General features: G+C 50.8%; 22 protein-coding genes. 21 read left to right on the forward strand and 1 reads right to left on the reverse strand.

Features of this window, described 5'->3' with window-relative positions; translation table 11 throughout:
- Positions 1–5: 5 nt before the first annotated feature.
- The 18 genes from FBX99_RS10355 (at position 6) to FBX99_RS10440 (ending at position 18,589) form a co-directional block, all read left to right on the forward strand.
- On the forward strand, positions 6–1,061 hold the full coding sequence (locus tag FBX99_RS10355) for a nucleotidyltransferase family protein (protein ID WP_145131445.1): 1,056 nt from the start codon (positions 6–8) through the stop codon (positions 1,059–1,061).
- Positions 1,054–1,773 (forward strand): cytidylyltransferase domain-containing protein, encoded by a 720-nt coding sequence (locus FBX99_RS10360; protein ID WP_145131448.1) that lies wholly within the window; start codon positions 1,054–1,056, stop codon positions 1,771–1,773. The genes FBX99_RS10355 and FBX99_RS10360 overlap by 8 nt, the downstream gene beginning before the upstream one ends.
- Positions 1,754–3,028: a hypothetical protein gene (locus FBX99_RS10365; RefSeq protein ID WP_145131451.1), complete on the forward strand. Its 1,275-nt coding sequence runs from the start codon at positions 1,754–1,756 to the stop codon at positions 3,026–3,028. Before FBX99_RS10360 ends, FBX99_RS10365 begins: the two co-directional genes overlap by 20 nt.
- Positions 3,025–3,651 (forward strand): imidazole glycerol phosphate synthase subunit HisH, encoded by a 627-nt coding sequence (hisH, locus tag FBX99_RS10370; protein WP_145131455.1) that lies wholly within the window; start codon positions 3,025–3,027, stop codon positions 3,649–3,651. The genes FBX99_RS10365 and hisH overlap by 4 nt, the downstream gene beginning before the upstream one ends.
- 1 nt (position 3,652) lies before the next feature.
- Positions 3,653–4,423: an AglZ/HisF2 family acetamidino modification protein gene (locus FBX99_RS10375; RefSeq protein ID WP_145131458.1), complete on the forward strand. Its 771-nt coding sequence runs from the start codon at positions 3,653–3,655 to the stop codon at positions 4,421–4,423.
- On the forward strand, positions 4,416–5,540 hold the full coding sequence (locus FBX99_RS10380; protein WP_145131461.1) for an N-acetyl sugar amidotransferase: 1,125 nt from the start codon (positions 4,416–4,418) through the stop codon (positions 5,538–5,540). The genes FBX99_RS10375 and FBX99_RS10380 overlap by 8 nt, the downstream gene beginning before the upstream one ends.
- Before the next feature lie 212 nt (positions 5,541–5,752).
- Entirely contained in the window at positions 5,753–6,724 is a 972-nt protein-coding gene (locus tag FBX99_RS10385) for a hypothetical protein (RefSeq protein WP_145131464.1), read from the forward strand.
- A gap of 95 nt (positions 6,725–6,819) precedes the next feature.
- Positions 6,820–7,962 carry a glycosyltransferase family 4 protein gene (locus tag FBX99_RS10390; RefSeq protein ID WP_145131467.1) on the forward strand — a complete coding sequence of 381 codons (1,143 nt, stop codon included), beginning with the start codon at positions 6,820–6,822 and terminating at the stop codon, positions 7,960–7,962.
- Positions 7,959–9,083: a GDP-mannose 4,6-dehydratase gene (gmd, locus tag FBX99_RS10395; protein ID WP_145131470.1), complete on the forward strand. Its 1,125-nt coding sequence runs from the start codon at positions 7,959–7,961 to the stop codon at positions 9,081–9,083. The genes FBX99_RS10390 and gmd overlap by 4 nt, the downstream gene beginning before the upstream one ends.
- A gap of 2 nt (positions 9,084–9,085) precedes the next feature.
- Complete coding sequence (locus FBX99_RS10400; protein WP_145131513.1) at positions 9,086–10,060, forward strand: GDP-L-fucose synthase; 975 nt, start codon at positions 9,086–9,088, stop codon at positions 10,058–10,060.
- 101 nt (positions 10,061–10,161) lie between these two features.
- On the forward strand, positions 10,162–11,571 hold the full coding sequence (locus tag FBX99_RS10405; protein ID WP_145131474.1) for a mannose-1-phosphate guanylyltransferase/mannose-6-phosphate isomerase: 1,410 nt from the start codon (positions 10,162–10,164) through the stop codon (positions 11,569–11,571).
- Between the two features lie 2 nt (positions 11,572–11,573).
- On the forward strand, positions 11,574–12,326 hold the full coding sequence (locus FBX99_RS10410) for a glycosyltransferase family 2 protein (RefSeq protein WP_256664033.1): 753 nt from the start codon (positions 11,574–11,576) through the stop codon (positions 12,324–12,326).
- Complete coding sequence (locus FBX99_RS10415; protein ID WP_145131477.1) at positions 12,323–13,282, forward strand: NAD-dependent epimerase/dehydratase family protein; 960 nt, start codon at positions 12,323–12,325, stop codon at positions 13,280–13,282. The genes FBX99_RS10410 and FBX99_RS10415 overlap by 4 nt, the downstream gene beginning before the upstream one ends.
- 34 nt (positions 13,283–13,316) lie before the next feature.
- Positions 13,317–14,333, forward strand: coding sequence for a glycosyltransferase family 4 protein (locus FBX99_RS10420; protein ID WP_145131519.1), 1,017 nt, complete (start codon positions 13,317–13,319; stop codon positions 14,331–14,333).
- A 129-nt stretch (positions 14,334–14,462) separates the two neighbouring features.
- A complete protein-coding gene (locus tag FBX99_RS10425) occupies positions 14,463–16,457 on the forward strand; it encodes a nucleoside-diphosphate sugar epimerase/dehydratase (protein WP_145131479.1) in 1,995 nt (664 codons plus the stop codon).
- A 114-nt stretch (positions 16,458–16,571) separates the two neighbouring features.
- Positions 16,572–16,907: a helix-hairpin-helix domain-containing protein gene (locus tag FBX99_RS10430; RefSeq protein WP_144927152.1), complete on the forward strand. Its 336-nt coding sequence runs from the start codon at positions 16,572–16,574 to the stop codon at positions 16,905–16,907.
- A gap of 161 nt (positions 16,908–17,068) precedes the next feature.
- Complete coding sequence (locus FBX99_RS10435) at positions 17,069–17,722, forward strand: GntR family transcriptional regulator (protein ID WP_145131482.1); 654 nt, start codon at positions 17,069–17,071, stop codon at positions 17,720–17,722.
- A 15-nt stretch (positions 17,723–17,737) separates the two neighbouring features.
- Positions 17,738–18,589, forward strand: coding sequence for a DUF1989 domain-containing protein (locus FBX99_RS10440; RefSeq protein WP_145131485.1), 852 nt, complete (start codon positions 17,738–17,740; stop codon positions 18,587–18,589).
- A gap of 76 nt (positions 18,590–18,665) precedes the next feature.
- Here FBX99_RS10440 and FBX99_RS10445 read toward each other — a convergent pair whose 3' ends face one another.
- Complete coding sequence (locus FBX99_RS10445) at positions 18,666–18,833, reverse strand: DUF2897 family protein (protein WP_072408389.1); 168 nt, start codon at positions 18,831–18,833, stop codon at positions 18,666–18,668.
- A 258-nt stretch (positions 18,834–19,091) separates the two neighbouring features.
- Between FBX99_RS10445 and kdpF the strand changes: the two genes are divergently transcribed.
- The 3 genes from kdpF to kdpB are packed head-to-tail and all read left to right on the forward strand — an operon-like array spanning position 19,092 to position 22,949.
- Complete coding sequence (kdpF, locus tag FBX99_RS10450) at positions 19,092–19,181, forward strand: K(+)-transporting ATPase subunit F (RefSeq protein ID WP_047701565.1); 90 nt, start codon at positions 19,092–19,094, stop codon at positions 19,179–19,181.
- A gap of 8 nt (positions 19,182–19,189) precedes the next feature.
- On the forward strand, positions 19,190–20,884 hold the full coding sequence (kdpA, locus tag FBX99_RS10455; protein ID WP_145131488.1) for a potassium-transporting ATPase subunit KdpA: 1,695 nt from the start codon (positions 19,190–19,192) through the stop codon (positions 20,882–20,884).
- Between the two features lie 10 nt (positions 20,885–20,894).
- Positions 20,895–22,949: a potassium-transporting ATPase subunit KdpB gene (gene kdpB / locus FBX99_RS10460; protein ID WP_145131491.1), complete on the forward strand. Its 2,055-nt coding sequence runs from the start codon at positions 20,895–20,897 to the stop codon at positions 22,947–22,949.
- Positions 22,950–23,034: the final 85 nt, after the last annotated feature.

Genomic DNA, 23,034 nt, shown 5'->3' on the forward strand with positions numbered 1-23,034 from the left:
TAGGTATGCAAAAGTGGGAATCGGTACTCGTAGGCCCGGAAACTTCTCTTGAGGAAGCGGTTGCGACACTTGATCGCATGGCGTTGCGTATAGTTCTAGTTGTAGATGCTGAGAGGCGCCTTCTTGGAACCCTAACGGATGGTGATGTGCGTCGTAGTTTACTCAAGCATCTACCGCTGGACATCAAGGTTAAAGAGGTTATGTGCTCGTCGCCTCTGACGGTGGAGCGAAGCTGGAGCAAGGAGCGAATGCTTTCTGTTATGGAAAAGCATCAACTGCTGCAACTTCCTGTTGTCGATACTCAGCGACGGGTTGTGGGCCTGGAAACGCTGCATGGACTTTTGCAAAAAAAGCAGTATGACAACCCCGTTTTTCTTATGGCTGGTGGCTTTGGGTCGCGTCTGCGTCCATTAACCCAGAACTGTCCCAAACCCTTACTTAAAGTCGGTGATAAACCAATTCTTGAGCTAATTATCGAGGGGTTCATCAATGCCGGTTTTCATCGATTTTTCGTTTCTACGCATTACATGCCAGAAATGATTCAAGAGTATTTTGGCGATGGTAGTCGTTGGGGCGTCAGCATCGAGTATATCCACGAAAAGGAACCACTCGGTACGGGTGGTGCACTGGGATTGCTGCCTCATAATGAAATTGATTTACCAATGTTCATGATGAATGGCGACTTACTTACCACCTTGAATTTTCAGAACCTGCTTGAATTTTATCAGCAGCATCAAGGGGTTGCCACAATGTGTGTCCGGGAGTATGAGTATTGTATTCCTTATGGCGTTATTCAAAGTGAAGGGCATCGGATTCTTTCCATGGTGGAAAAGCCGGTGCATCGCTTCTTTATTAACGCAGGGATTTATTTGCTTTCACCTGAATTGGTGAAAAGTGTTGTGGCTGGAACTCGCATAGACATGCCTACCTTGTTGGAGCAACAAATCGCGAAAAACAACGATGTAAATATGTTTCCCATACATGAATACTGGCTCGACATAGGCAGGATGGAGGACTTTCAGCGAGCGCAGTCTGACATCACAGGATTATTCAATGGGTAACTACAACGTAGATATCGTTGCGGTGGTGCCTGCTCGAGCTGGTAGTAAGCGTTTGCCTGGAAAAAACCTGTTGGATCTGCATGGTAAACCGTTAATCCGTTGGACACTTGAGGCGGCCCTCGAAAGTCAGGTAATTGATCAGTTAGTCGTTAGCAGTGATGATGATGCGATTTTGGCGGAAGGTAAGCGACTCGGTCTTCACACAATTAGGCGTCCAGTCTATTTGGCTAGCGATACGGCGACGACCGTAGACGTGCTTATTCATACATTGGAATCTTTGGCTAAAGAGGAAATAAGGCCCGCTCGGTTGATGTTATTACAGCCGACTTCACCTCTGCGCAAGGCAGAGGATATCCGCCAAGCGGCGCGGCGTATGGATAATACGAAAGCGGAAAGTATCATCAGTGTATGTCAGTGTGAGCACTCACCGCTTTGGAGTAATACCCTGGGGACTGATGGGTCTATGGGGAACTTTCTACGACCGGAAATATTAAATCAACGTAGTCAAGATCTTCCTGTATATTATCGCCTGAACGGTGCAATCTATTTGGCTAAAACGGAAAGTTTCTTAAGTGAGCGTGGTTTTTTTATGAATGATAGTCAAGCATTTATAATGCCCGCGGAGAGATCGATAGATATTGATACGTATCTCGATTTTAAGATGTGTGAGTACTTTTATGAAGCATTGGAAAATGACGGCAGTTCTTTCTAAATTCAGGTCGCTGTTATTGGCGGTATTTTATAAGGATGGCTGGTCTAACCTGAGTCAATCTGATGTTTTAGTCGTCCGGCACGATGCGGATTGCGGATATCAGCACGCAGGGAAAGCGTATTCTCCGATAATTGATACGATTGTTGAGGAATGTTTTAAGAAGGAAATAAGTGTCCAATCTATTGCTACACCTATTAGTCGGCTGGTTGGAGATCTAGCTTATAATTCGCCCGCAGCATTTAATCGTTCTTTAATATTTGTCGCTTTATTGGTGCGAATGCTGTCTGTTTTTATCTGTCGTGAGAAAAGCAAAGAGTACGGGGTCTCAAGAAAGACTGTTGTATGGTTGAAAATATTAAATGTGGTTAAGCCTAAGCTGGTAATAAGTATACAGCCCGATCTTGCTCTCTGTCGAGCTTGTCGAGTTTCAGGTATCTCTGTGTATGACATCCAGCACGGTGTTATTGCTAAAGATAATAAGTGGTATGGAGATATTTTGCCGAACAAGGTCGCCGCCTCGGATTTACCTGATGGATTTTTGTGCTGGGATCAACGAAGTGCGGAGTATTTAGAAAGTTGGGCGCCGAAGCGAGGGGTCACAATTAATGTTATAGGTCACCCCTGGTTTCACCGATTTCAGTTTCCTAGCGATGAGGACTTGTTGGTCCAAGATGCGCTGAGTAAAGGCAAGATTTTTTTTGATGAAAAACCCGTTATTTTAGTGGCTTTGCAGTGGGGGTTACATATTCATTACTATCCTCAAAGCGACTTCAATAAGGTTATGTGCAAGGCGTTAGAGTCAGTGATCAAGCAGACCCATAATCGATATAACTGGTTAATACGTCTGCATCCGATTCAAATGACGGGAGACGAGGGTGAATACTGCGAAAAGTATTTGGCTCAGGAATTTGGAGGCTTGGCTGGAGTAGAATGGCGTCAAGCAAGTTTGCTGCCACTGCCGATTTTATTATCCCAAGCTAGTTTGCATATAACTGATATGAGTTCTGTGGTGATCGAAGCTTCATGGTTTGGATTGCCTTCTGCGTTGTTGAATCCTCATTTAAATAAGGGCGGAGTCCTAGAGGGGCTGTATGAGCATGAGCGTCGCTCTGGAATAGCAACTGTTTTAGAGCAGGATGCCGCCACTATTGAGTTGTGGATAGACGAGAAACTCTCTTGCGTTCATTCAACTTCGAGTGTTGCTCCTCAGGGAGGCATCCAAGCTATATTGGATAAGGCGATGGTGAAAGCATGAGCAAACGTAAGATTTCTGTAATTAATTATGGTGCCGGTAATATCGCCTCCGTAGTAAATATGATTAAGCACGTCGGAGGAGAGGCTGAAATAATTTCTCATCCGAGTGATTTGTCGAAAGTCCAAAAGTTGTTGCTTCCTGGCGTTGGCGCCTTTGGCCACGCGATGGAGTGTTTGAGGACTGGTTGCTGGCTCGCCGAACTTAATCAGGCGGTATTACAGCGCAAGATCCCGACTCTAGGTATTTGCTTGGGCATGCAATTAATGTGCAAGTCGAGTGAGGAGGGGCTAGAACCCGGGTTAGGATGGATCGACGCCAGAGTGAGACACTTTGAGTTTCAGGGGGAACTAGATAGATTGAAAGTTCCCCACATGGGATGGAATGCGGTAAGTATTGTTGGTGAGAATGCGCTAGTTTCGAGTGAGTCATTGGAGCGGCGCTTCTATTTTGTGCATTCTTATTATGTGGAGTGTGCAAACAAGTCAGATGAAATGTTTATTTGTAATTATGGAAAGGACTTTGTTGCAGGATTTCATCGAGAAAATATATGGGGGGTGCAATTCCACCCCGAGAAAAGCCATCGGTATGGCATGGAATTATTCAAGCAGTTTTTAGAGGTGTGACTTGCTGGGACATCGAGTAATACCAGCTTTACTACTCCGTGATAATGGTTTGGTAAAGACACAGCGCTTTGGTAAGTCAAAATATGTTGGCGATCCGATCAATGCTATCCGCATCTTCAATGAAAAAGAAGTGGATGAGCTCGTTGTTCTTGATATTGATGCGACTCGCCTAAAGCGCCCCCCAAATTTTGCATTGATTGAGGAGTTTGCGGCTGAGTGCTTTATGCCGCTTGGTTATGGTGGCGGGATAAATACCGTGGAACAAGCACGGATTTTATTTTCACTGGGGGTAGAGAAGGTTGTCCTACAATCTGCAGCGCTGGAAAATCCAAGTTTTATAACTGAATTGGCCTCGCGCTTCGGCAGTCAAAGCATCGTAATATCTATTGATGTGAAGAGAGACTGGTTAGGCCGAATTAAGCTTTGGTCAGCCTCGTCTCGGCGAAAGCTATCTGCCGATTGGCTGGCTGTCATGAAGGAGTTATCCTCCGCTGGGGCGGGAGAAATCCTTCTGAATGCAGTTGACCGTGACGGTATGCAGAATGGTTATGATCTGGACGTGATAAAATCCGCCGCTTCAGTCCTTGATGTTCCATTGGTTGCCTTGGGCGGTGCTGGTAGCATGGCGCATTTGCTTGAAGCCGTTCAGGCGGGAGCTTCTGCGGTAGCCGCGGGTAGTATATTTGTTTTGCAAGGACCTCATCGAGCTGTGCTGATTAGTTATCCCAGTTACTCAGCGCTTGAGTCGTTATTTAGGAGTTCAGATGCATAAAAAATACCAGGTATGCACACGGTGTGTGATGGATACGTCAGCCCCTGACATATCTTTTGATACCAATGGAGTTTGTAACTTTTGTTCTTATTTTGAGAAGCAAATCAGCAAGGTTGTTTTCGTTTCCGAAGAGGAACGAGCAATACGTCGCAAAATACTCATAGATAAGGTTAAACGAGCGGGTAACGGCAAAAGGTATGATTGTGTCATTGGGTTGTCTGGCGGTGTAGACAGCTCATACGCTCTTGATCTTGCGGTAAAGGAGGGATTGAGGCCATTAGCTGTCCATATGGACAATAATTGGAACTCCGAATTGGCTGCAAGCAATATAAAGAATCTTGTTTCGGGGCTTAACGTCGATCTCTATACTCACGTTATCGAATGGCCGGAATATAAACGCTTGATGCAGGCTTTTTTTGATGCCGATGTTATCGATGTCGAGTTGCTATACGATAATGCTATGCTTGCAGTTAATTTTGCTCAGGCTCGAAAGTATGGAATAAAATATATACTATCAGGAAGCAATTCTGCTACTGAAGGTATGCCCATGCCAGAAGGTTGGAATTGGCGGAAGTGGGATAAAAAAAATATCAAGGCATTGGGCGCGCTTGGTGGAGTTAAATTAAAGACCTTTCCGTCAGTGGGTACGTTTGATTATATAGTTAATCGTTTGGTGCGTCAGATTCAGTGGGTTTCGTATCTTGATTTTTATGATTATCAAAAGAATCAAGCCTTAGACGAGCTTGAAGTGAAGTATGGTTATAAGCGATATCCTTATAAGCATTACGAGTCTATATTCACACGTTTCTATCAAGGGTATTTGCTTCCTGAAAAATTCGGAGTGGACAAGCGAAAATTGCATTTGGCTACTCTTATAATGAGTGGCCAGATGACTCGCGATGAAGCTTTAGCTAGGCTTGAAGAGTCACCTTATCCGTCAGAGGAAGGGTTGGAAGTAGACAAAAAATACTTTCTCAAAAAAATGGGTTGGGACGAGCCTATGTTGAAAGCTTATATTGAACGTCCCGAGAAGCGACACGATGAATATCCAAGTGATCGGGCGTTATGGGATGGAATGAAGAAAATTTATCATAATTATATTAGAAAGGCTTCTTAGGTGTAGCGCTCAGTAGAGTACTCATTAAGTTGAGAAGCGTCACAATGGTTTCTTGGGCGCGATGTATAAGTACTTCTAAATGCACTGCATTAATGTTGAAAAATGGTATCGTAGCGGGGAAAAAAATGAGGCTGTATATTCGGAAGTCGACATTCCTGCTATTTTTCTTCGCGTCTTCTGCGGTTTTATTCTACGCTTTTTTGGGTAGATACATGCTTAGCGGTGATATTGATTTCAAGTTTTTCGCGGATTCGCTGACCTACGAAAAACTATACCGAGAGGCAGAATTTAAAACTTTTTCTGAAATGATCTCTTGGGATAGTAACTATTTTGGTCCGTTGGTTATTTTGGATGTTCTCGGTGGTGATCGCGTTTTAGTACTTTTTTTCAATATTATGCTGACGTTTATTTCTTTGTGGTTGGTGAGAGTTGGGGGGCAGTATAATTGGGCTCTTTTTGTGTTCTTGCTTTTCTTGAGTCCGGTCACATTTTCAAGTTTGCTCTCTGTTAACAAGGAAATAATCTCCTTGTTAACAATATCATCGCTCGTCGCTTGGTTGTTTCGTAGACACATAGGTTATTTGGTGTTGGCGCTTGTGTCTTCTTTTTTTGTTCGCTGGCAGCTTTCACTTTTTATTATAGTGGTTTTTTTGACTTTCTCGTCCATCAATCCATTGCACCATCAGCGTGCATTATTGTTGGGGCTTTTATTATTAAGCATATCAGTGGCCTATTTTTTTATAGGGGATCAATTTGTTGGAGTCAATAGTAATGCTGATAGAGGCGCTGCCGTAGATGAAGGTAGTGGGGCATATGTTTTCCTCAATGCAGCTCAACGGGATGGGTTTTATTTTCTGGTTTTTATACCCAAAGCGCTTCATGCTATGTATGGGTTGGTGTTTAGAATAGGTAATGTGTTTGATCTTAATGATGTTTATAATAATTTGATAGTTACGCTCCATTGTCTTGTGGCGTTCGTGCTTTTTCTGATTGTTTTTTTTCGTCGGCGTCTAAAGTTGAGCGATGATTTGGTTTTCATTGCTATAATTTATTGTTCTATATTTGCTCTTACTCCAATTTATTCTCCGAGATATTTTTATCCGGTGTTTGTTCTATCTTGTATCGTGCTAGCGCGGCGCTCCGGGACTGCAGGGATGCTCAAGATGCAAGCTAAGTTTGATTAAAGGGCTGTCGAAGCATGGGGGGTGGTGCTGTTAGGGAGGAGGATTTTTGAGGTTTTTAGTTTTGCTTGGGTCCTGTTATTAATAGTTGGATTTGTATGAATGTTAATAGTCTCAAGGTTTTGATGGTCAGTCATGTTTCCCCTGACTCTATATATGGAGCGGGTTCCAGCTTGCGCCAGCATATGGAACTGATGGGGAAATACCATTTATCGCTATTTTCGCCTGTGCACAGAAGTGTTACGAGTGTTGGGAAAGGCGTAGATGTAATAAATTTTTTCTCGCCGATCACTTATAACTATGATGTACAGTTATCTTTTTTTAGGCGTTTTATTCTCTCATGGGCTTCTCGCTTTGCTTTTTGGGCTAGTAGCCCTTGGGTGCTTTACAAACTGTTCAGACTTTCGCCTAATATAATTCATTTGAATAGTTTGGTTTTGTCGGATTTTTTGTTGTTATTGCGAGCTTATCGGATCTTCAAAAAAGTTGCCGTTGTTTCACATGTTCGGGAAATGCTGGATACCCAGGTTTCCACTTATCAAAAATATCTGATGGGTACGTGTGATCACTTTATCTTCATTGATAAAGCCGTGCAGCAGCGTTTTTATGAGGTTGTAGGGGCGGGGCATGAGTTTGATATTGTTCAGAATCCTTTCAAGGGGGCTAGAGCAAATGAGCGATTGCCAAAAGAAATAGCGACGCTGAAAGAAGCCGGAAAAATTGTGTTCGCCATTGCCGGCCGAATTGAAAGTGGGAAAGGCGTTTTAGAAGTCTGTAGTCATTTTTTGTCGCAGACTCCGACTAACGCGACGCTGTTAATCGTCGGTGGGGGCGCAACCGGATATATTGATCAGCTGAGGACCATTGTGGATAGGTCTAATGGTACTATTGTCTATCTTGGACAAGTCACCGATTTGCAATCCACTGGGTTTTTCGGGGAAATCGATTTTTTAATCCGGGGAGAGCCTTTTTTTTGCACCGGTCGCACCGTGTATGAGTCCCTGTATTCCGGTTCTAATGTCATTGTTCCTGCTTTAAATAGCGATCTTGAAAAGGATGAATTGCTGGTTGAGTTCAAGGAAAAGGTTTTTTGTTACCCTCCTGGGGATTTTGCAAGCTTAATGGTGCTTGTTGAGACATTATCTGGTTGCCGGAAATCGGAGACAAACCGATCTATCTGTGATAACTATGAAAATTATGTCGCTTCGTTAAATTCTATTTATTCAAAGGTGGTTAAATGAACGGTAAGAAAGCACTAATCACAGGCGTTACTGGTCAGGACGGCTCTTACTTGGCTGAACTGCTGCTTGAAAAAGGCTACGAAGTTCACGGTATAAAACGTCGTGCATCATCTTTTAATACTCAGCGCGTAGATCATATTTATCAAGATCCACACGTAGATAATCGCAACTTTGTCCTTCATTATGGTGATTTGAGTGATTCTTCGAACCTCACTCGAATTATCCAAGAAGTACAACCAGATGAAGTCTACAACCTGGGCGCTCAATCCCATGTTGCAGTGAGTTTTGAGTCGCCTGAATACACGGCTGATGTCGACGCAATGGGAACGCTGCGCATTCTGGAGGCCATTCGTTTACTGGGACTGGAGAAAAAGACTCGTTTCTATCAAGCGTCGACATCCGAGCTATACGGTTTGGTACAGGAAATCCCGCAGAAAGAGACAACGCCTTTCTATCCTCGCTCCCCATATGCGGTTGCGAAGCTCTATGCTTATTGGATCACTGTGAATTACCGAGAAGCCTACGGTATGTACGCTTGTAACGGGATCCTGTTCAACCATGAGTCCCCGCGCCGCGGTGAGACTTTCGTGACGCGCAAAATTACGCGTGCTCTGGCAAACATTTCCCAAGGATTGGAGCATTGCCTGTTCCTGGGCAACATGGATGCGCTGCGAGATTGGGGGCACGCCAAGGATTATGTCCGTATGCAATGGATGATGTTGCAGCAGAAACATCCTGAGGATTACGTGATCGCTACAGGGGTCCAATATTCAGTGCGCGAGTTCGTTCGCTGGTCCGCTGCTGAGTTGGGGATTACTTTGCGTTTTGAGGGCGAGGGTGTAGAGGAGCGCGCGGTTGTGGAGCGCATTGATGATGAGTTTGCACCGGCGTTGAACGTCGGAGATGTTATTGTTCGTGTGGATCCACGTTATTTCCGGCCTACGGAGGTTGAAACCCTGTTGGGTGACCCAAGCAAAGCCAAGAAAAATCTTGGTTGGATACCGGAAATCACCGTGCAGGAAATGTGCGCGGAAATGGTGCGTGAAGACCTCAAGGTAGCTCAGCGTCATGCCTTGCTTAAGCTGCACGGACACGATGTTCCGGTCGCTTTGGAGAATTAATGATGCCTCGCGAATTAAACCAGGGCATTTTCGTTGCCGGTCATCGAGGCATGGTGGGCTCAGCCATAGTGCGTCGGCTCCACGATCTTGGCTACCGTTCCATTCTTTGCGCCGCTCGTGACGAGTTGGATCTGCTTGATCAGCAGGCGGTACATGCCTATTTCGCCCAAAATCGTATTGACCAAGTTTATCTAGCAGCAGCCAAGGTTGGGGGGATTCATGCCAACAACACGTTCCCAGCAGACTTTATCTACGACAATTTGATGATTCAGGCGAACGTAATTCGGGCAGCGCATGAGTCAGGTGTTCAACGATTGCTGTTTCTCGGATCCTCCTGCATCTATCCTAAGCAGGCGGTTCAGCCGATCAGAGAAGAGGCCTTGCTTACGGGGGAGCTGGAGCCTACTAACGAACCCTATGCGGTCGCCAAGATTGCCGGGATCAAATTGTGCGAGAGCTATAATCGGCAACATGGTCGCGATTATCGCAGCGTCATGCCGACTAACCTTTATGGGCCGAACGATAACTATCATCAGGAAAACAGCCACGTGATTCCGGCGTTGCTTCGTCGTTTCCATGACGCCGTCCAGGAAAAACAAGCTGAGGTGGTTATCTGGGGAAGCGGTAATCCGATGCGAGAATTTCTGCACGTTGATGATATGGCGGCTGCGAGCATACACGTGATGGAGCTCGATGCGGCTAGCTACCAAGCGAACACCCAGCCTATGCTGTCGCATATTAATGTAGGAACGGGGATAGACTGTACGATACGCGAGCTCGCACAAACCATCGCCAAGATCACAGGGTTCAAGGGGAAATTGACTTTTGATGCAAGCAAGCCTGATGGCACACCACGTAAGTTGATGGATGTTTCTCGGCTTCGAGCGCTAGGATGGCAGGCAACAATTGATCTCGAAGAAGGCCTTCGCGACGCCTATAAATGGTTCGTCGAGCACCATCTGGAAATCAGAAACTAAGGCGTTACCAGTCTGGATTTATATGGCAGTTAACGCCATAAGCCTATGAAGAATAAAAAATAACAGCCAATCTTGATATCAGCAGTAAAGGACACCCTTGTATGTTTCTTCCGGTAATCATGGCAGGCGGCGCGGGATCCCGTCTCTGGCCCCTGTCTCGCCAGCTCAATCCCAAGCAGTTTCTGCCATTGGTCGACGCGGAGCTATCGCTGCTGCAGTCGACAATCAAGCGACTGGAAGGGCTTGATCATGATTTGCCAATACTTATCTGCAATGAGCAGCATCGCTTCCTTGCGGCAGAGCAATTGCGGCAATTGGAGATGGAGGAGGCCAAGATATTGCTTGAGCCGGTGGGGCGTAATACCGCACCGGCCATCGCGCTCGCAGCATTACAGGCGACCGCTTCTGGAAGTGACCCTATTCTATTGGTTCTTGCGGCCGATCATCTTATCCAAGATACCAGCGCCTTTCACGCTAGCATCGATCGGGCGTTGGTACTGGCCGAAGCGGGAAAATTGGTAACGTTCGCAATTGTCCCTACTCATCCGGAAACTGGTTTTGGCTATTTGGAAAGAGGCAAAATGCTTGAGCAAGGAGGATATGTTGTCAACCGTTTTGTAGAAAAACCTGACGTAATAACTGCTCAGAATTACTTGGACAGCGGACAGTATTTTTGGAACAGCGGCATGTTCGTGTTTCGAGCGAGTCGTTATCTGCAAGAGCTGGAGCGTTTTGCTCCGGATATTTTCGATGCCTGCCGCGCCGCATTTGAAGGTTCTCAGCAGGATATGCATTTTATCCGTGTCGATGCTCAGGCGTTTGGTGCATGCCCGGAAAAATCAATTGACTATGCCGTGATGGAGCACACGTCAGACGCGGTGATGGTGCCGCTTGACGCTGGATGGAGTGATGTCGGTTCGTGGTCAGCACTTTGGGATACCGCAGAAAAAGATGCCAATGGCAACGTACTTAAAGGTGATGTACTGACCGAGCGTACAAGTAGCAGCTATATACACGCCACCCACCGACTTGTTGCCGCAATAGGGGTTGACGATCTTGTGATCATTGAGACCAAAGATGCGGTGCTCGTAGCACACAAGGGAGATGTGCAAGACGTCAAAAAAATCGTCGATCAATTGAAGAACTGTAAGCGTCCCGAGTACGCTAATCATCGTGAAGTTTATCGCCCTTGGGGTGTCTATGACTCCATAGACAATGGAGCGCGCTATCAGGTCAAACGCATTACGGTAAATCCGGGTGCGAAGTTGTCGGTACAAATGCATCATCACCGGGCGGAGCATTGGATCGTTGTCAGTGGCACTGCACGAGTAACCAATGGCGAAAAGAACTATCTCGTCACGGAAAACCAGTCTACTTACATTCCTGTTGGGCAGGTCCATGCTTTAGAGAACCCAGGTGTCATACCATTAGAGTTGATTGAGGTTCAATCAGGTACCTATTTGGGGGAGGATGATATTGTCCGTTTTAAAGATATATATGGTCGGAGCTAATAGTGTTGAAAATCTCGATAATCACCGTCTGCTACAATAGTGCTGAAACTATCAGAGACACCATCGAGTCTGTTCTTTTGCAGCGCTATTCCAATATTGAATACATTGTGGTGGATGGCGCGTCTAAAGATGACACGCTAAATATAATTTCCGAGTATGAAGGGAAGATTGCAAAAGTAATAAGCGAGCCGGACAAGGGTATATATGATGCGATGAATAAGGGTGTCAAGGCCGCAACCGGTGATTATGTAGGAATATTGAATTCTGATGATGTTTTTGCTGGGGAAGATGTAATTCAGCAGATGGTGACACATCTGCAGAGTAATCCAGATGCTCAGGCCAGTTACGCAGATCTCGTTTTTGTACAGCGAGACCAAATGGATATTGTTACTCGGAGGTATTCCTCGGCGAGTTTTTCTCCGTGGAAAGTTCGTTTCGGTTTTATGATACCTCATCCTACTTTTTACGCACGACGTGAGCTTTTTGAAAAATACGGTGATTACAAGTTGGGCTATCGTGTTTCTGCTGACTTTGAGTTGATGGCTCGTTTTTTTTCAAAGAATGTAAAGATGGTAAGGCATGCAGCTGTCATGGTAAAAATGCGAGAGGGCGGAATAAGCACTACAGGGTTTTGGTGGAGAATTCACCAAAACTTGGAAATCGTCAGAGCTTGCAAAGAAAATGGGATTTATACCAATATTCTGCTCGTGGCTATGAAGGTTCCGTTCAAATTAGCAAGCTATCTTAAAAAATGAATCCTATAAAGCGGGTCTTACTGACAGGTAGTACGGGGTTTGTCGGGAGTAGGTTGCACACGGCTCTTGATGCTGCTTATTCTGTCGTAGCGACATCTCGCTCGCCGCAGATAGTTTGGAGTGGCTCTCAAACTATTGGTGTCGGTGACCTTTCGAGTGAAACTACGTGGACTCCGGCGTTGCAGGGCATTGACTGCGTCGTGCATGTTGCTGGCAGAGCTCATAAACTTAACGACACAGTTGAAAACCCTCTGTCGGAGTTCAGGAAGGTGAATGTTGATGCGAGTCTCAATCTCGCGCGACAAGCTTCTGCGGCCGGCGTGAAGCGATTTATTTTCATCAGTTCAATTGGAGTCCATGGCGCGAGCACGGCAGGGCACCCATTAAATGAATTCTCTCCATTGATACCTCATACTGATTATGCGCTTTCAAAGTTGGAAGCAGAGAGAGGGCTCAAGGATATCTCACATGAAAGTGGGATGGAGTTGGTTATTCTCCGTCCACCGTTGATTTATGCTGGCCATGCCCCAGGAAATTTCAGGCTTTTGTTGAAACTAGTTTCAAGTGGGTTACCGCTACCTTTTTCGGGTGTAAACAATCAGCGTAGTATGGTTTCTCTAGAGAATTTGGTTGATCTGATTGTGCTATGCATAAAGCATCCTGACGCAGCCAATCAGACTTTTCTCGTGTCCGATGGGGTTGATGTATCGACTCCGCAAATCATTCGTTGCCTCTCTAAGGGGATGGGGCGTAAGGCGCGATTATTCCCTATCCCTGACTCATTGATTTATGGAGGAGCGAAGCTATTGCGGCGCGAAACTACATATGATCAGCTTTACGGTTCTCTTACTATTGATTCTAGCAAAGCTCGTGAGCTTTTGGCTTGGACAGCCCCTATAACACCCGATGAGGCATTGTTCAGGGCTGGGAAGGATTATATTTCTCGTGCTCGTTGAGCTTCTTACCTTCTGTCATGGAAAATTTTCATTCATGTCTTCTTGGTCAATCATTCCTCTCGCAGCTGTGTTATCACTCTTCCTCACTGGCGCATTGCGTAAATATGCCCTTGCCCGAAGCATCATCGATATCCCCAACACCCGCAGCTCACATACTGTCCCCACTCCGCGTGGCGGCGGAGTAGCAATTGTCATTAGCTTCCTATTGGCGCTGCCTGTATTAGCAGTCACCGGGTCTATGGGCTGGGCCGCTATGTGGGCTATGCTGGGGGCAGGATCAGGAATCGCTATATTGGGTTTCCTCGACGATCATGGTCACATTGCGGCTCGCTGGCGGTTGTTGGGACATTTCGCGGCATCAATATGGGCGCTGTATTGGTTGGGCGGCCTTCCACCAATCACGCTGTTCGGTATCGGTCTAGAATTGAGCTGGTTTGGAGACGTCCTGGCAGTCTTTTACCTGGCGTGGATGCTCAATCTTTACAACTTCATGGACGGCATCGATGGCATTGCCAGCGTTGAAGCGATTTGCACATGTCTGGGAGCCTGCTTACTTTATTGGCTGGGCGGTTTTGAAGGCTTGATCGTCGCTCCGCTGGTACTCGCAATGGCAGTAGCAGGGTTCTTGTATTGGAATTTTCCACCCGCGCGCATCTTTATGGGGGACGCGGGTAGTGGGTTTCTCGGCATCATCCTGGGGCTGCTATCTTTGCAAGCAGCATGGACTTCACCGGAACTGCTCTGGGTCTGGTTGATTTTGCTGGGTGTCTTTATTGTCGATGCAACCGTTACCTTGGTACGGCGTCTGCTGCGCGGCGATAAGGTGTATGAGGCGCATCGCAGTCATGCCTATCAATTCGCGTCGCGTCAGTACGGTCGACATTTGCCAGTGACGTTGGCGGTGGCGGCGCTCAACGTGTTCTGGCTGTTACCTCTAGCAGCCTGTGTTGTGTTGTGGGATCTGGACGGAGCGTTAGCTTTGATAGTGGCTTATGCGCCATTGGTGCTGCTGGCTATCAAATTTCGTGCGGGCGAGCTTGAGAAGGCCTGATTTCAAGGTAAGGTTCGCGTTTTTTTGTTTTTTCGTTTTTCGTTTATCGATTGTCCAATGCTCCGCGATGGAACCGCGTGCATCAGGAACGGATTAATTTGGGAGCTGGCCAAGGTGCGTGAAGGATCTATGGATAAATTAAGAGCGGCTTTGTTAGGGTTGCCAAGGCGCTACAAACGCGCAATCCAGGTGTTCACCGACGTGATCCTGGTCTGGGCCGCCTTATGGTTGGCATTTGTCGTTCGACTGGGCGTTGAAGCATTGGCCACCCCGATGGCCACGCATCTTTGGCTTTTCGTTTGCGCCCCGCTGATCGCCATTCCAATTTTCATCCGCTTCGGCATGTACCGCGCCGTTATGCGTTACTTCGGCAACGACGCATTGATCACCATCTGTAAAGCGGTCAGCCTTTCTGCCTTGCTCCTGGCCCTGGTGGTGTATTGGTACAGCAACCATAAAACCGTGGTACCTCGCTCGATCATCTTCAATTACTGGTGGTTGAGCTTGATCATGATTGGTGGCCTTCGGCTGATGATGCGGCAGTATTTCCTGGGAGACTGGTTCACTGCAGCCCAACATGTCCCGTTTGCCAACCGTGACGACGGCTTGCCTAAGGTAGCTATTTATGGCGCTGGAGCCGCGGGAAACCAACTGGTGGCCGCGTTGCGCATGGGGCGGGTAATGCGGCCAGTCGCGTTCATTGACGATGACAGCAGCATCGCAGATCGTGTAATCGCCGGGCTTCAGGTCTACGAACCCAAGCAGATTCAAAAGATGATCGATACAACGGGGGCGCAGGAAATCCTATTGGCGATACCTTCGTCGTCCCGTGGTCGTCGTCGGGAGATCTTGACCTTGCTCGAAAGATTTCCACTGCATGTACGTAGCGTCCCGGGTTTCATGGACCTGGCCAGTGGCCGGGTCAAGGTTGATGATATCCAGGAAGTAGATATTGCGGACTTGCTCGGGCGTGACCCGGTACCTGCGCAACCTGATTTGCTCGAGCATTGCATCACTGGGCAGTCGGTTCTGGTCACCGGGGCGGGGGGATCAATTGGCTCGGAACTGTGTCGGCAGATCCTGGCGCTCAAGCCCACCACGCTTTTATTGTATGACCATAGCGAGTTCAACCTTTACAGCATCTTGTCCGAACTTGAACCACGAACTACCCGGGAGTCCTTATCTGTTCGTTTACTGCCCATACTGGGTTCGGTACGGGATCAGGCTAAATTGTTGGATGTGATGAAGACTTGGAATGTCGATACGGTCTATCACGCTGCTGCTTATAAACATGTCCCCATGGTCGAGCATAATATTGCCGAGGGGGTCTTGAATAATGTGATTGGGACGCTGAACACCGCTCAGGCTGCATTGCAGGCGGGTGTATCGAACTTCGTCCTGATCTCTACTGATAAAGCCGTGCGCCCCACCAACGTGATGGGCAGTACCAAGCGGCTCGCGGAGTTGACGTTGCAAGCCCTTAGCCGTGAGCTGGCGCCCGTGTTGTTCGGTGATAATGCCAATGTGTCTCGAGTCAACAAGACTCGTTTTACTATGGTCCGGTTCGGCAACGTGTTGGGATCGTCCGGTTCGGTTATTCCCTTGTTCCATAAACAAATCAAATCCGGCGGGCCGTTGACCGTTACCCATCCGAAGATCACGCGTTATTTCATGACCATCCCCGAGGCCGCACAACTGGTTATTCAGGCAGGTTCGATGGGATTGGGTGGCGATGTGTTCGTTCTCGACATGGGCGAACCGGTAAGAATTGTCGAACTGGCGGAGAAAATGATTCACCTGTCTGGCTTGAGTGTCCGCTCGGAGAGGAATCCTCACGGTGACATTTCAATCAAATTCACAGGCCTGCGGCCCGGTGAGAAGCTTTATGAAGAGTTGTTGATTGGTGACAACGTCGTTGCTACCCCGCATCCAATGATCATGAGTGCCAACGAAGATCATCTTCCCTGGGATGTGCTCAAGACCAAGCTGGCTGAGCTGCTGGCTGCGATTGAACACGATGACTACACCCGGGTCCGCCAATTGCTTCGGGATACCGTCAGCGGGTATGCCCCAGACGGGGAGATTGTTGACTGGATCTATCAGCAACGGCGTCTTGAGCCCTGATTATTACATAATCTGTAACGTACCCATTTTTGACAGCGACTCAGCATCGCCTAAGTTTGAGAAGCAGCTTCGGAAAAGCTGCTTCTCTCTCAACGATGTCATGGAGCGTCACTTATGCGTACAGGCTATTTCTACTCCCTGGTTTTTGCTCTGCTGACCAGCGCCTCTATTGCCGCCATTGCTGCACCTTCAGCACAAATCGATACAGCGGCAACGCCGAAGGCAATAAACATCTCGCCCAAGCCCCAAGAGGCCAAAGTGAACCTTAACGAGGCAGATGCCCCTACGCTGCAGCGCGAGCTGGCGGGTATAGGTGAGGCCAAAGCGAAGGCGATTGTTGCATACAGGGAAGCAAATGGGGCGTTCTCTTCAGTTGAGGAATTGTTGGAGGTCAAGGGAATTGGCAAGGCGATCCTGGACAGGAATCTCGACAAGCTGGAAGTGAATTGAAGTGAGATAGCGAAAGAGGCCGGTCGAATGACTGGCCTTTTGCGTTTTGGCGAAAAAGAAGCCAAGGCAACGATTCGACGGCATCCGATAAGTAATAAAACTTGGCACAAATCATGATTACTCACTAGCAGTCGATTGTTGAACAATCTGAGGCATTGAGCATGAACACGGGACTTTCCCTCGCGGACCAGATCACCCTGGAGCTACGCGCCGACATCATCGGAGGCTGCTTGCTGCCCGGCATGGCCTTGGTGGAAAACGATCTGGTCTCGGCCTATAACGCCTCGCGCAATACCATTCGTGAGGCGTTGCATCGCCTGGGGCAGGAAGGGCTGACCCGTTATGTGCGTAACAAAGGGGTGATGGTTCGCAGGTTGGACAGTGACGATGTGCGGGATCTGTTCAAGGTTCGTCGCACCCTGGAGCTTCAGGCGATCATGAACAGCCAGCTGTTGGGCGTGTATCGATCCGATCGGATGTATGAGGCCCTCGAGGCGGCCGAGCTGGCCCGGGAGCGTGAAGACTGGCGCGCGGTGGGGACCCACAGCCTGGCGTTCCATCAATATATCGTCGGGTTGATGGGCAGTCCTTTATTCGACGAGTTTTTCACCAACGTGGTTGCGCAATTGCGCCTGGCGTTTTTCTCGGCGCCTGATGAACCACGTTTCCAGGCGCCGTGGCTGGCCCGTGACCGGCAGATCCATGATTGGCTGATTGAAGGCGACAAGCAGGCGGCGTATGAGGCGATGAGCCTCTATCTCGATGATTCCGAGCAGATGCTTTTGCAATTGCTGACACCCGTTAATAAACACTGATCAAGGATCTGTGCCATGTACAAAGACTATCCAGCCGCCTACCAGGTCAGCAAAGGCTCGGCCCTGCAGGTGGATAAACCCTTCTACGACCGCATCCGCGCCGAGCAGGACAAACGCACGCTGATCGAGCAATTCGAAGTGCCGATCCGCACCGGTCGTGCCTGGCATGTGCCGGCTGGGCATGTGTTCCGTGTCACCACTCCGGTGGGGCCGCAGGTGGGCGATTTCAACGTCTGGAATGCCCACGACCCGCGGGAGCGCTTGTGGGCGGCGCGCACTCGGCAGCTGCAAGGCGCTCATGTCAGTACTCATGACCGGCTCTGGTCGAACCTGCCTTTCTTGAGACCTCTGGTGACCATTACCGATGACAGCCTGGCCGGCTACGGTATCGATGAGCATGGCGGACGGCTGCACGATCTGTTGGGTACACGCTGTGATCCCTATGTGAACAGGATGCTGACCGGTGAGGATTTTCATCATCACTGTCATTCGAACCTGACCCGCGCGGTGTTGCCCCATGGCCTTACGGAGTTCGACGTGCACGATGTGCTGAACATTTTCCAGTGCACCGGGCTTAACCATGACGACATGTACTTCATGAAAGCCTGTCCGGCGCAGAAGGGCGATTACTTGGAGTTTTTTGCCGAGATCGATCTGCTCTGCGCCTTATCCACTTGCCCTGGCGGTGATCTGTCGCTGGCAATGTGGGGACCGGACGCACAGGATCCGCTCAGCGTCTGTCGTCCACTGGGTGTGGAGATCTATCGGTTGGAAGATGCGTTGCTGGACGGCTGGAGCCAGCCCGAGCGGGCGGCCTACAAGGGCCTGCATGGCTTGCAGATTGCCAAGGCGGATTGGGAGAAATAACGTACTGACTTTTCCTGTGGCGAGGGAGCAAGCTCCCTCGCCACAGGAAAAATGTGCAGGCCAGGGCCCGCGCAGTTCAACGATCCTTGGCCTCCTTCGCATCCATCTCCGCATTCCGTTCGGCCACGCGCTTGCGTTGTTCTTCAGTCAGTTCGACCTTGTTGGCGGTGTCGCGCAGCATCATCAGGCCTCCGACGATCGAGCCGATTGCAACGATCAAAATCAGCCAGGCATACCAGGGCATAGGACTCTCCTTGAGGGCGGGCCAGTGGGCGTCGTTCACCCAATCCGCCACACCTATCACTTATGAGCGAAGGTTGCTCGCAGTGGTTCAATACTACCCCTGTTCTATCGGATGCATCTCATAACGCGATCGGCAAGTCATCCCTCATTCTTTACGAATTCTTTATCCCCCGAACCCATCCTCGATCTCGTTCCTTTACAGCCTCCCTGCCGACAATCACTCCACACGCGGCCCGATGCCGCACCACGGAGAAGTCCCATGAGTGTCCTGGACGGGGTGTCATTGCTACTGGCAGTGGCGCTGTTCATTTATCTGTTGGTTGCGCTGTTGCGCACGGACCGGAACTAGGAGCGGTTATGCACGGTTATGACTACGGGCTGATCCTCGCCTTTTTCGCGCTGGTGTTGATTCCGGCTCCATTTCTCGGGCTGTTCTATTACAGGGTCATGGAAGGCCAGCGCACCTGGCTTTCGCCGGTCCTCGGTCCACTGGAGCGAGGCTGTTACCGGCTGTCCGGGATCGATCCGCAGGTCGAGCAGAGCTGGCAGAAATACACCCTGGCCTTGCTCGCTTTCAATCTGGCGGGGTTCGTGGTGCTGTTCGCAATTCTCCTGTTGCAAGGGTACTTGCCGCTCAACACCGAGCAACTGCCCGGCATGGAATGGACCCAGGCCTTCAATACGGCCGTCAGTTTCATGACCAACACCAACTGGCAGTCCTACAGCGGTGAAGCGTCCTTGAGCTACCTGAGCCAGATGATTGGCCTCACCGTGCAGAATTTTGTCAGCGCCGCCACCGGCCTGGCTGTGCTGGTAGCACTGTGTCGCGGAATCGGGCGTAAATCGGCAAGGACCCTTGGCAATTTCTGGGTCGACATGACCCGGGCCACCCTCTACGGGTTGCTTCCACTGTGCCTGTTGTTGGCCTTGTTCCTGGTGTGGCAGGGCGTGCCGCAGACGTTTGCGCACTATGTGCACGGAGTGACGATGCAAGGGGCCGACCAGGTGATCCCGTTGGGCCCGGCTGCCAGCCAGATTGCGATCAAGCAACTGGGTACCAACGGTGGCGGTTTTTTCGGCGTCAACTCGGCGCACCCGTTCGAGAACCCGACGGCCTGGAGCAACTTGTTCGAGCTCGCTTCGATCATCCTGATTCCCGCCGCACTGGTGTTCACGTTCGGCCATTACGTCAAGGACCTGCGTCAGAGTCGGGCGATCATCGCCTGCATGCTCGCGCTTTTCTTGATCGGCGGTGCGACTTCGTTGTGGGCCGAATACCGACCCAACCCGGCACTGGCCGATGCGGCCGTGGAGCAGGTCGCACCGTTGGAAGGCAAGGAGGCGCGCTTTGGCACCACCGCCTCGGTGCTGTGGTCGGTGACCACCACGGCGGCGTCCAACGGCTCGGTCAACGCCATGCACGACAGCCTCAACCCCCTCAGCGGCATGGTCGCGCTGGTGAACATGATGGTTGGCGAGGTGATCTTCGGTGGCGTCGGGGCCGGGCTCTACGGGATGTTGTTGAATGTGCTGATCGCGGTGTTCCTGGCCGGCTTGATGATTGGCCGCACCCCGGAATACCTGGGCAAGAAACTGGGCGCCCGGGAAGTGCAGTTGCTGGTGGTGACCCTGTTGGTGATGCCCGTGAGCGTGCTGGTGCTGGGCGCCATCGCCGCAAGCCTGCCCGGGCCTGCCGCTGCGGTGAGCAACCCCGGCGCCCATGGTTTCAGCCAGTTGCTGTACGCCTACACGTCGGCAGGGGCCAACAACGGTTCGGCATTCGGCGGATTCGGTGCGAACACGCCGTTCCATAATCTGATGCTGGGCCTGGGCATGTTGATCGGCCGTTTTGGCTACATCCTGCCGGTGCTGGCGTTGGCCGGCAGCCTGGCGCTGAAGAAAACCGCCCCGATCGGCCAGAACAGTTTCCCCACCCACGGCCCGCTGTTCGTGACCTTGCTGACCGTGACCATTTTATTGGTGGGCGGCCTGACCTTCCTGCCGACCCTGGCCCTGGGCCCGATTGCCGAACACCTGAGCATGGGTTTCTGAGGATCCGATGATGAATATGCCCGCACCCCAAGCAGTCTCCACTCAGGCACCGCAAGCCGCGAAAACCGCCATCTCCGCCCTGTGGCGGCCGGCGTTGATACAGGCTTTCGTCAAACTCGATCCGCGTCAGTTGCATCGTGCGCCGGTGATGCTGGTGGTGGAGCTGACGGCAGTCCTCACCACTGTGCTGTGCTTTATTCCCGACAGTGCCGTGCCGACATTCGTTGCCGCGCAGATCGCGCTCTGGCTGTGGTTCACCGTGCTGTTTGCCAACTTCGCCGAAGCCCTGGCCGAAGGGCATGGCAAGGCCCGGGCCGACAGCCTCAAGGCTGGTAGCGAAGGCCTGAGCGCACGGCGCCGGATTGCCAATGGTTTTGAAGTCGTCCCCGCCACCCGTTTGCGCAAGGGCGATGTGGTGCGCGTCGAGGCGGGGGAGATGATTCCGGGCGACGGCGAGGTGATCGAAGGTATTGCCGCGGTCAACGAGGCGGCGATCACGGGTGAGTCTGCGCCGGTCATTCGTGAATCCGGCGGTGATCGTTCGGCGGTCACCGGCAACACGCGGTTGGTCTCCGACTGGTTGCTGGTGCGCATTACCAGCAACCCCGGCGAGTCGACCCTGGACCGCATGATCGCCTTGGTCGAAGGTGCCAAGCGGCAGAAGACGCCGAACGAGGTGGCGCTGGACATCTTGTTGATCGGCCTGACCCTGATCTTTCTGTTGGTGGTGGTGACACTGCAACCGTTCGCCCACTTTGCCAACGGCAGCCTGCCACTGGTGTTCCTGGTGGCGCTGCTGGTCACGTTGATCCCTACCACCATCGGCGGGTTGCTGTCGGCCATCGGCATCGCCGGGATGGATCGGCTGGTGCGCCTGAACGTGATCGCCAAATCCGGTCGCGCGGTGGAAGCGGCGGGGGATGTGCACGTGCTGATGCTGGACAAGACCGGCACCATCACGTTCGGCAATCGTCGTTGTGCAGCGGTTCATGCCGCCCCTGGTGTGAGCATCAAGGCGCTGGCCGAAGGCGCGCTGTTGGCCTCGTTGGCGGACGACACGGCTGAAGGCAAGTCCATTGTGGAATATCTGCGGGCTTTGCATCCGCAGCCCGAGCCTGCCTTGCAATCGCTGACGGCGGTACCGTTCAGCGCTGAAACCCGTTTGTCCGGTGTCGATCATCAGGGGCGGATATACCGCAAGGGGGCAGTGGATTCGCTGCTGGGTTTTATCGGCCTGCCGCGCAACCAGTTGCCGTCGATGCTTGCCCAAGAGGTCGACAAGATCGCCCAGAGCGGCGGCACGCCCTTATTGGTGTGCGTGGACGGCAAGCTGCTGGGCGCCATCCATCTCAAGGATGTGGTGAAACCGGGTATCCGCGAACGTTTCGCCGAATTGCGCAAGCTGGGCATCCGTACCGTGATGGTCACTGGCGACAACCCACTGACCGCCGCCGCGATTGCCGCCGAAGCGGGTGTCGATGACGTATTGGCCGAGGCCACGCCGGAGAAGAAGCTGGCGCGTATCCGCCATGAGCAGAATGACGGTCGGCTGGTCGCCATGTGCGGCGACGGTGCCAACGACGCCCCGGCCCTGGCCCAGGCCGATGTCGGCATGGCGATGAACGACGGTACGCAAGCGGCGCGGGAGGCGGCCAACATGGTCGACCTCGACAGTGACCCGACCAAGTTGCTGGACGTGGTACAGATCGGCAAGGAACTGTTGGTGACCCGTGGAGCACTGACCACCTTTTCCATTGCCAATGATGTCGCCAAGTACTTCGCGATCCTGCCGGCTTTGTTCGCCTCGATTTATCCACAGCTCGGCGTGTTGAACGTGATGCACCTGACCAGCCCGCAGAGCGCCATCCTCTCGGCCATTGTGTTCAACGCGCTGATCATCGTCGTGCTGATTCCATTGGCCTTGCGCGGCGTGCGGGTGCAGGCGGCGAGCGCGGCGGCGTTGCTGCGGCGTAATCTGCTGATCTATGGCCTGGGTGGGATCGTGGTGCCGTTTGTGGGAATCAAGGGGATTGATGTGTTGTTGACGGCGTTGGGGCTGGTCTGAGCCTACCTCTATATGTCCGGTAAAACGAGTGAGCATTGTGGGGCTGCTGCGCAGCCCAACGGGGATGAATCCCCTCGCCACAAAT

This window comes from Pseudomonas sp. SJZ074 (assembly GCF_007828215.1).
Classification (GTDB): Bacteria; Pseudomonadota; Gammaproteobacteria; order Pseudomonadales; family Pseudomonadaceae; genus Aquipseudomonas.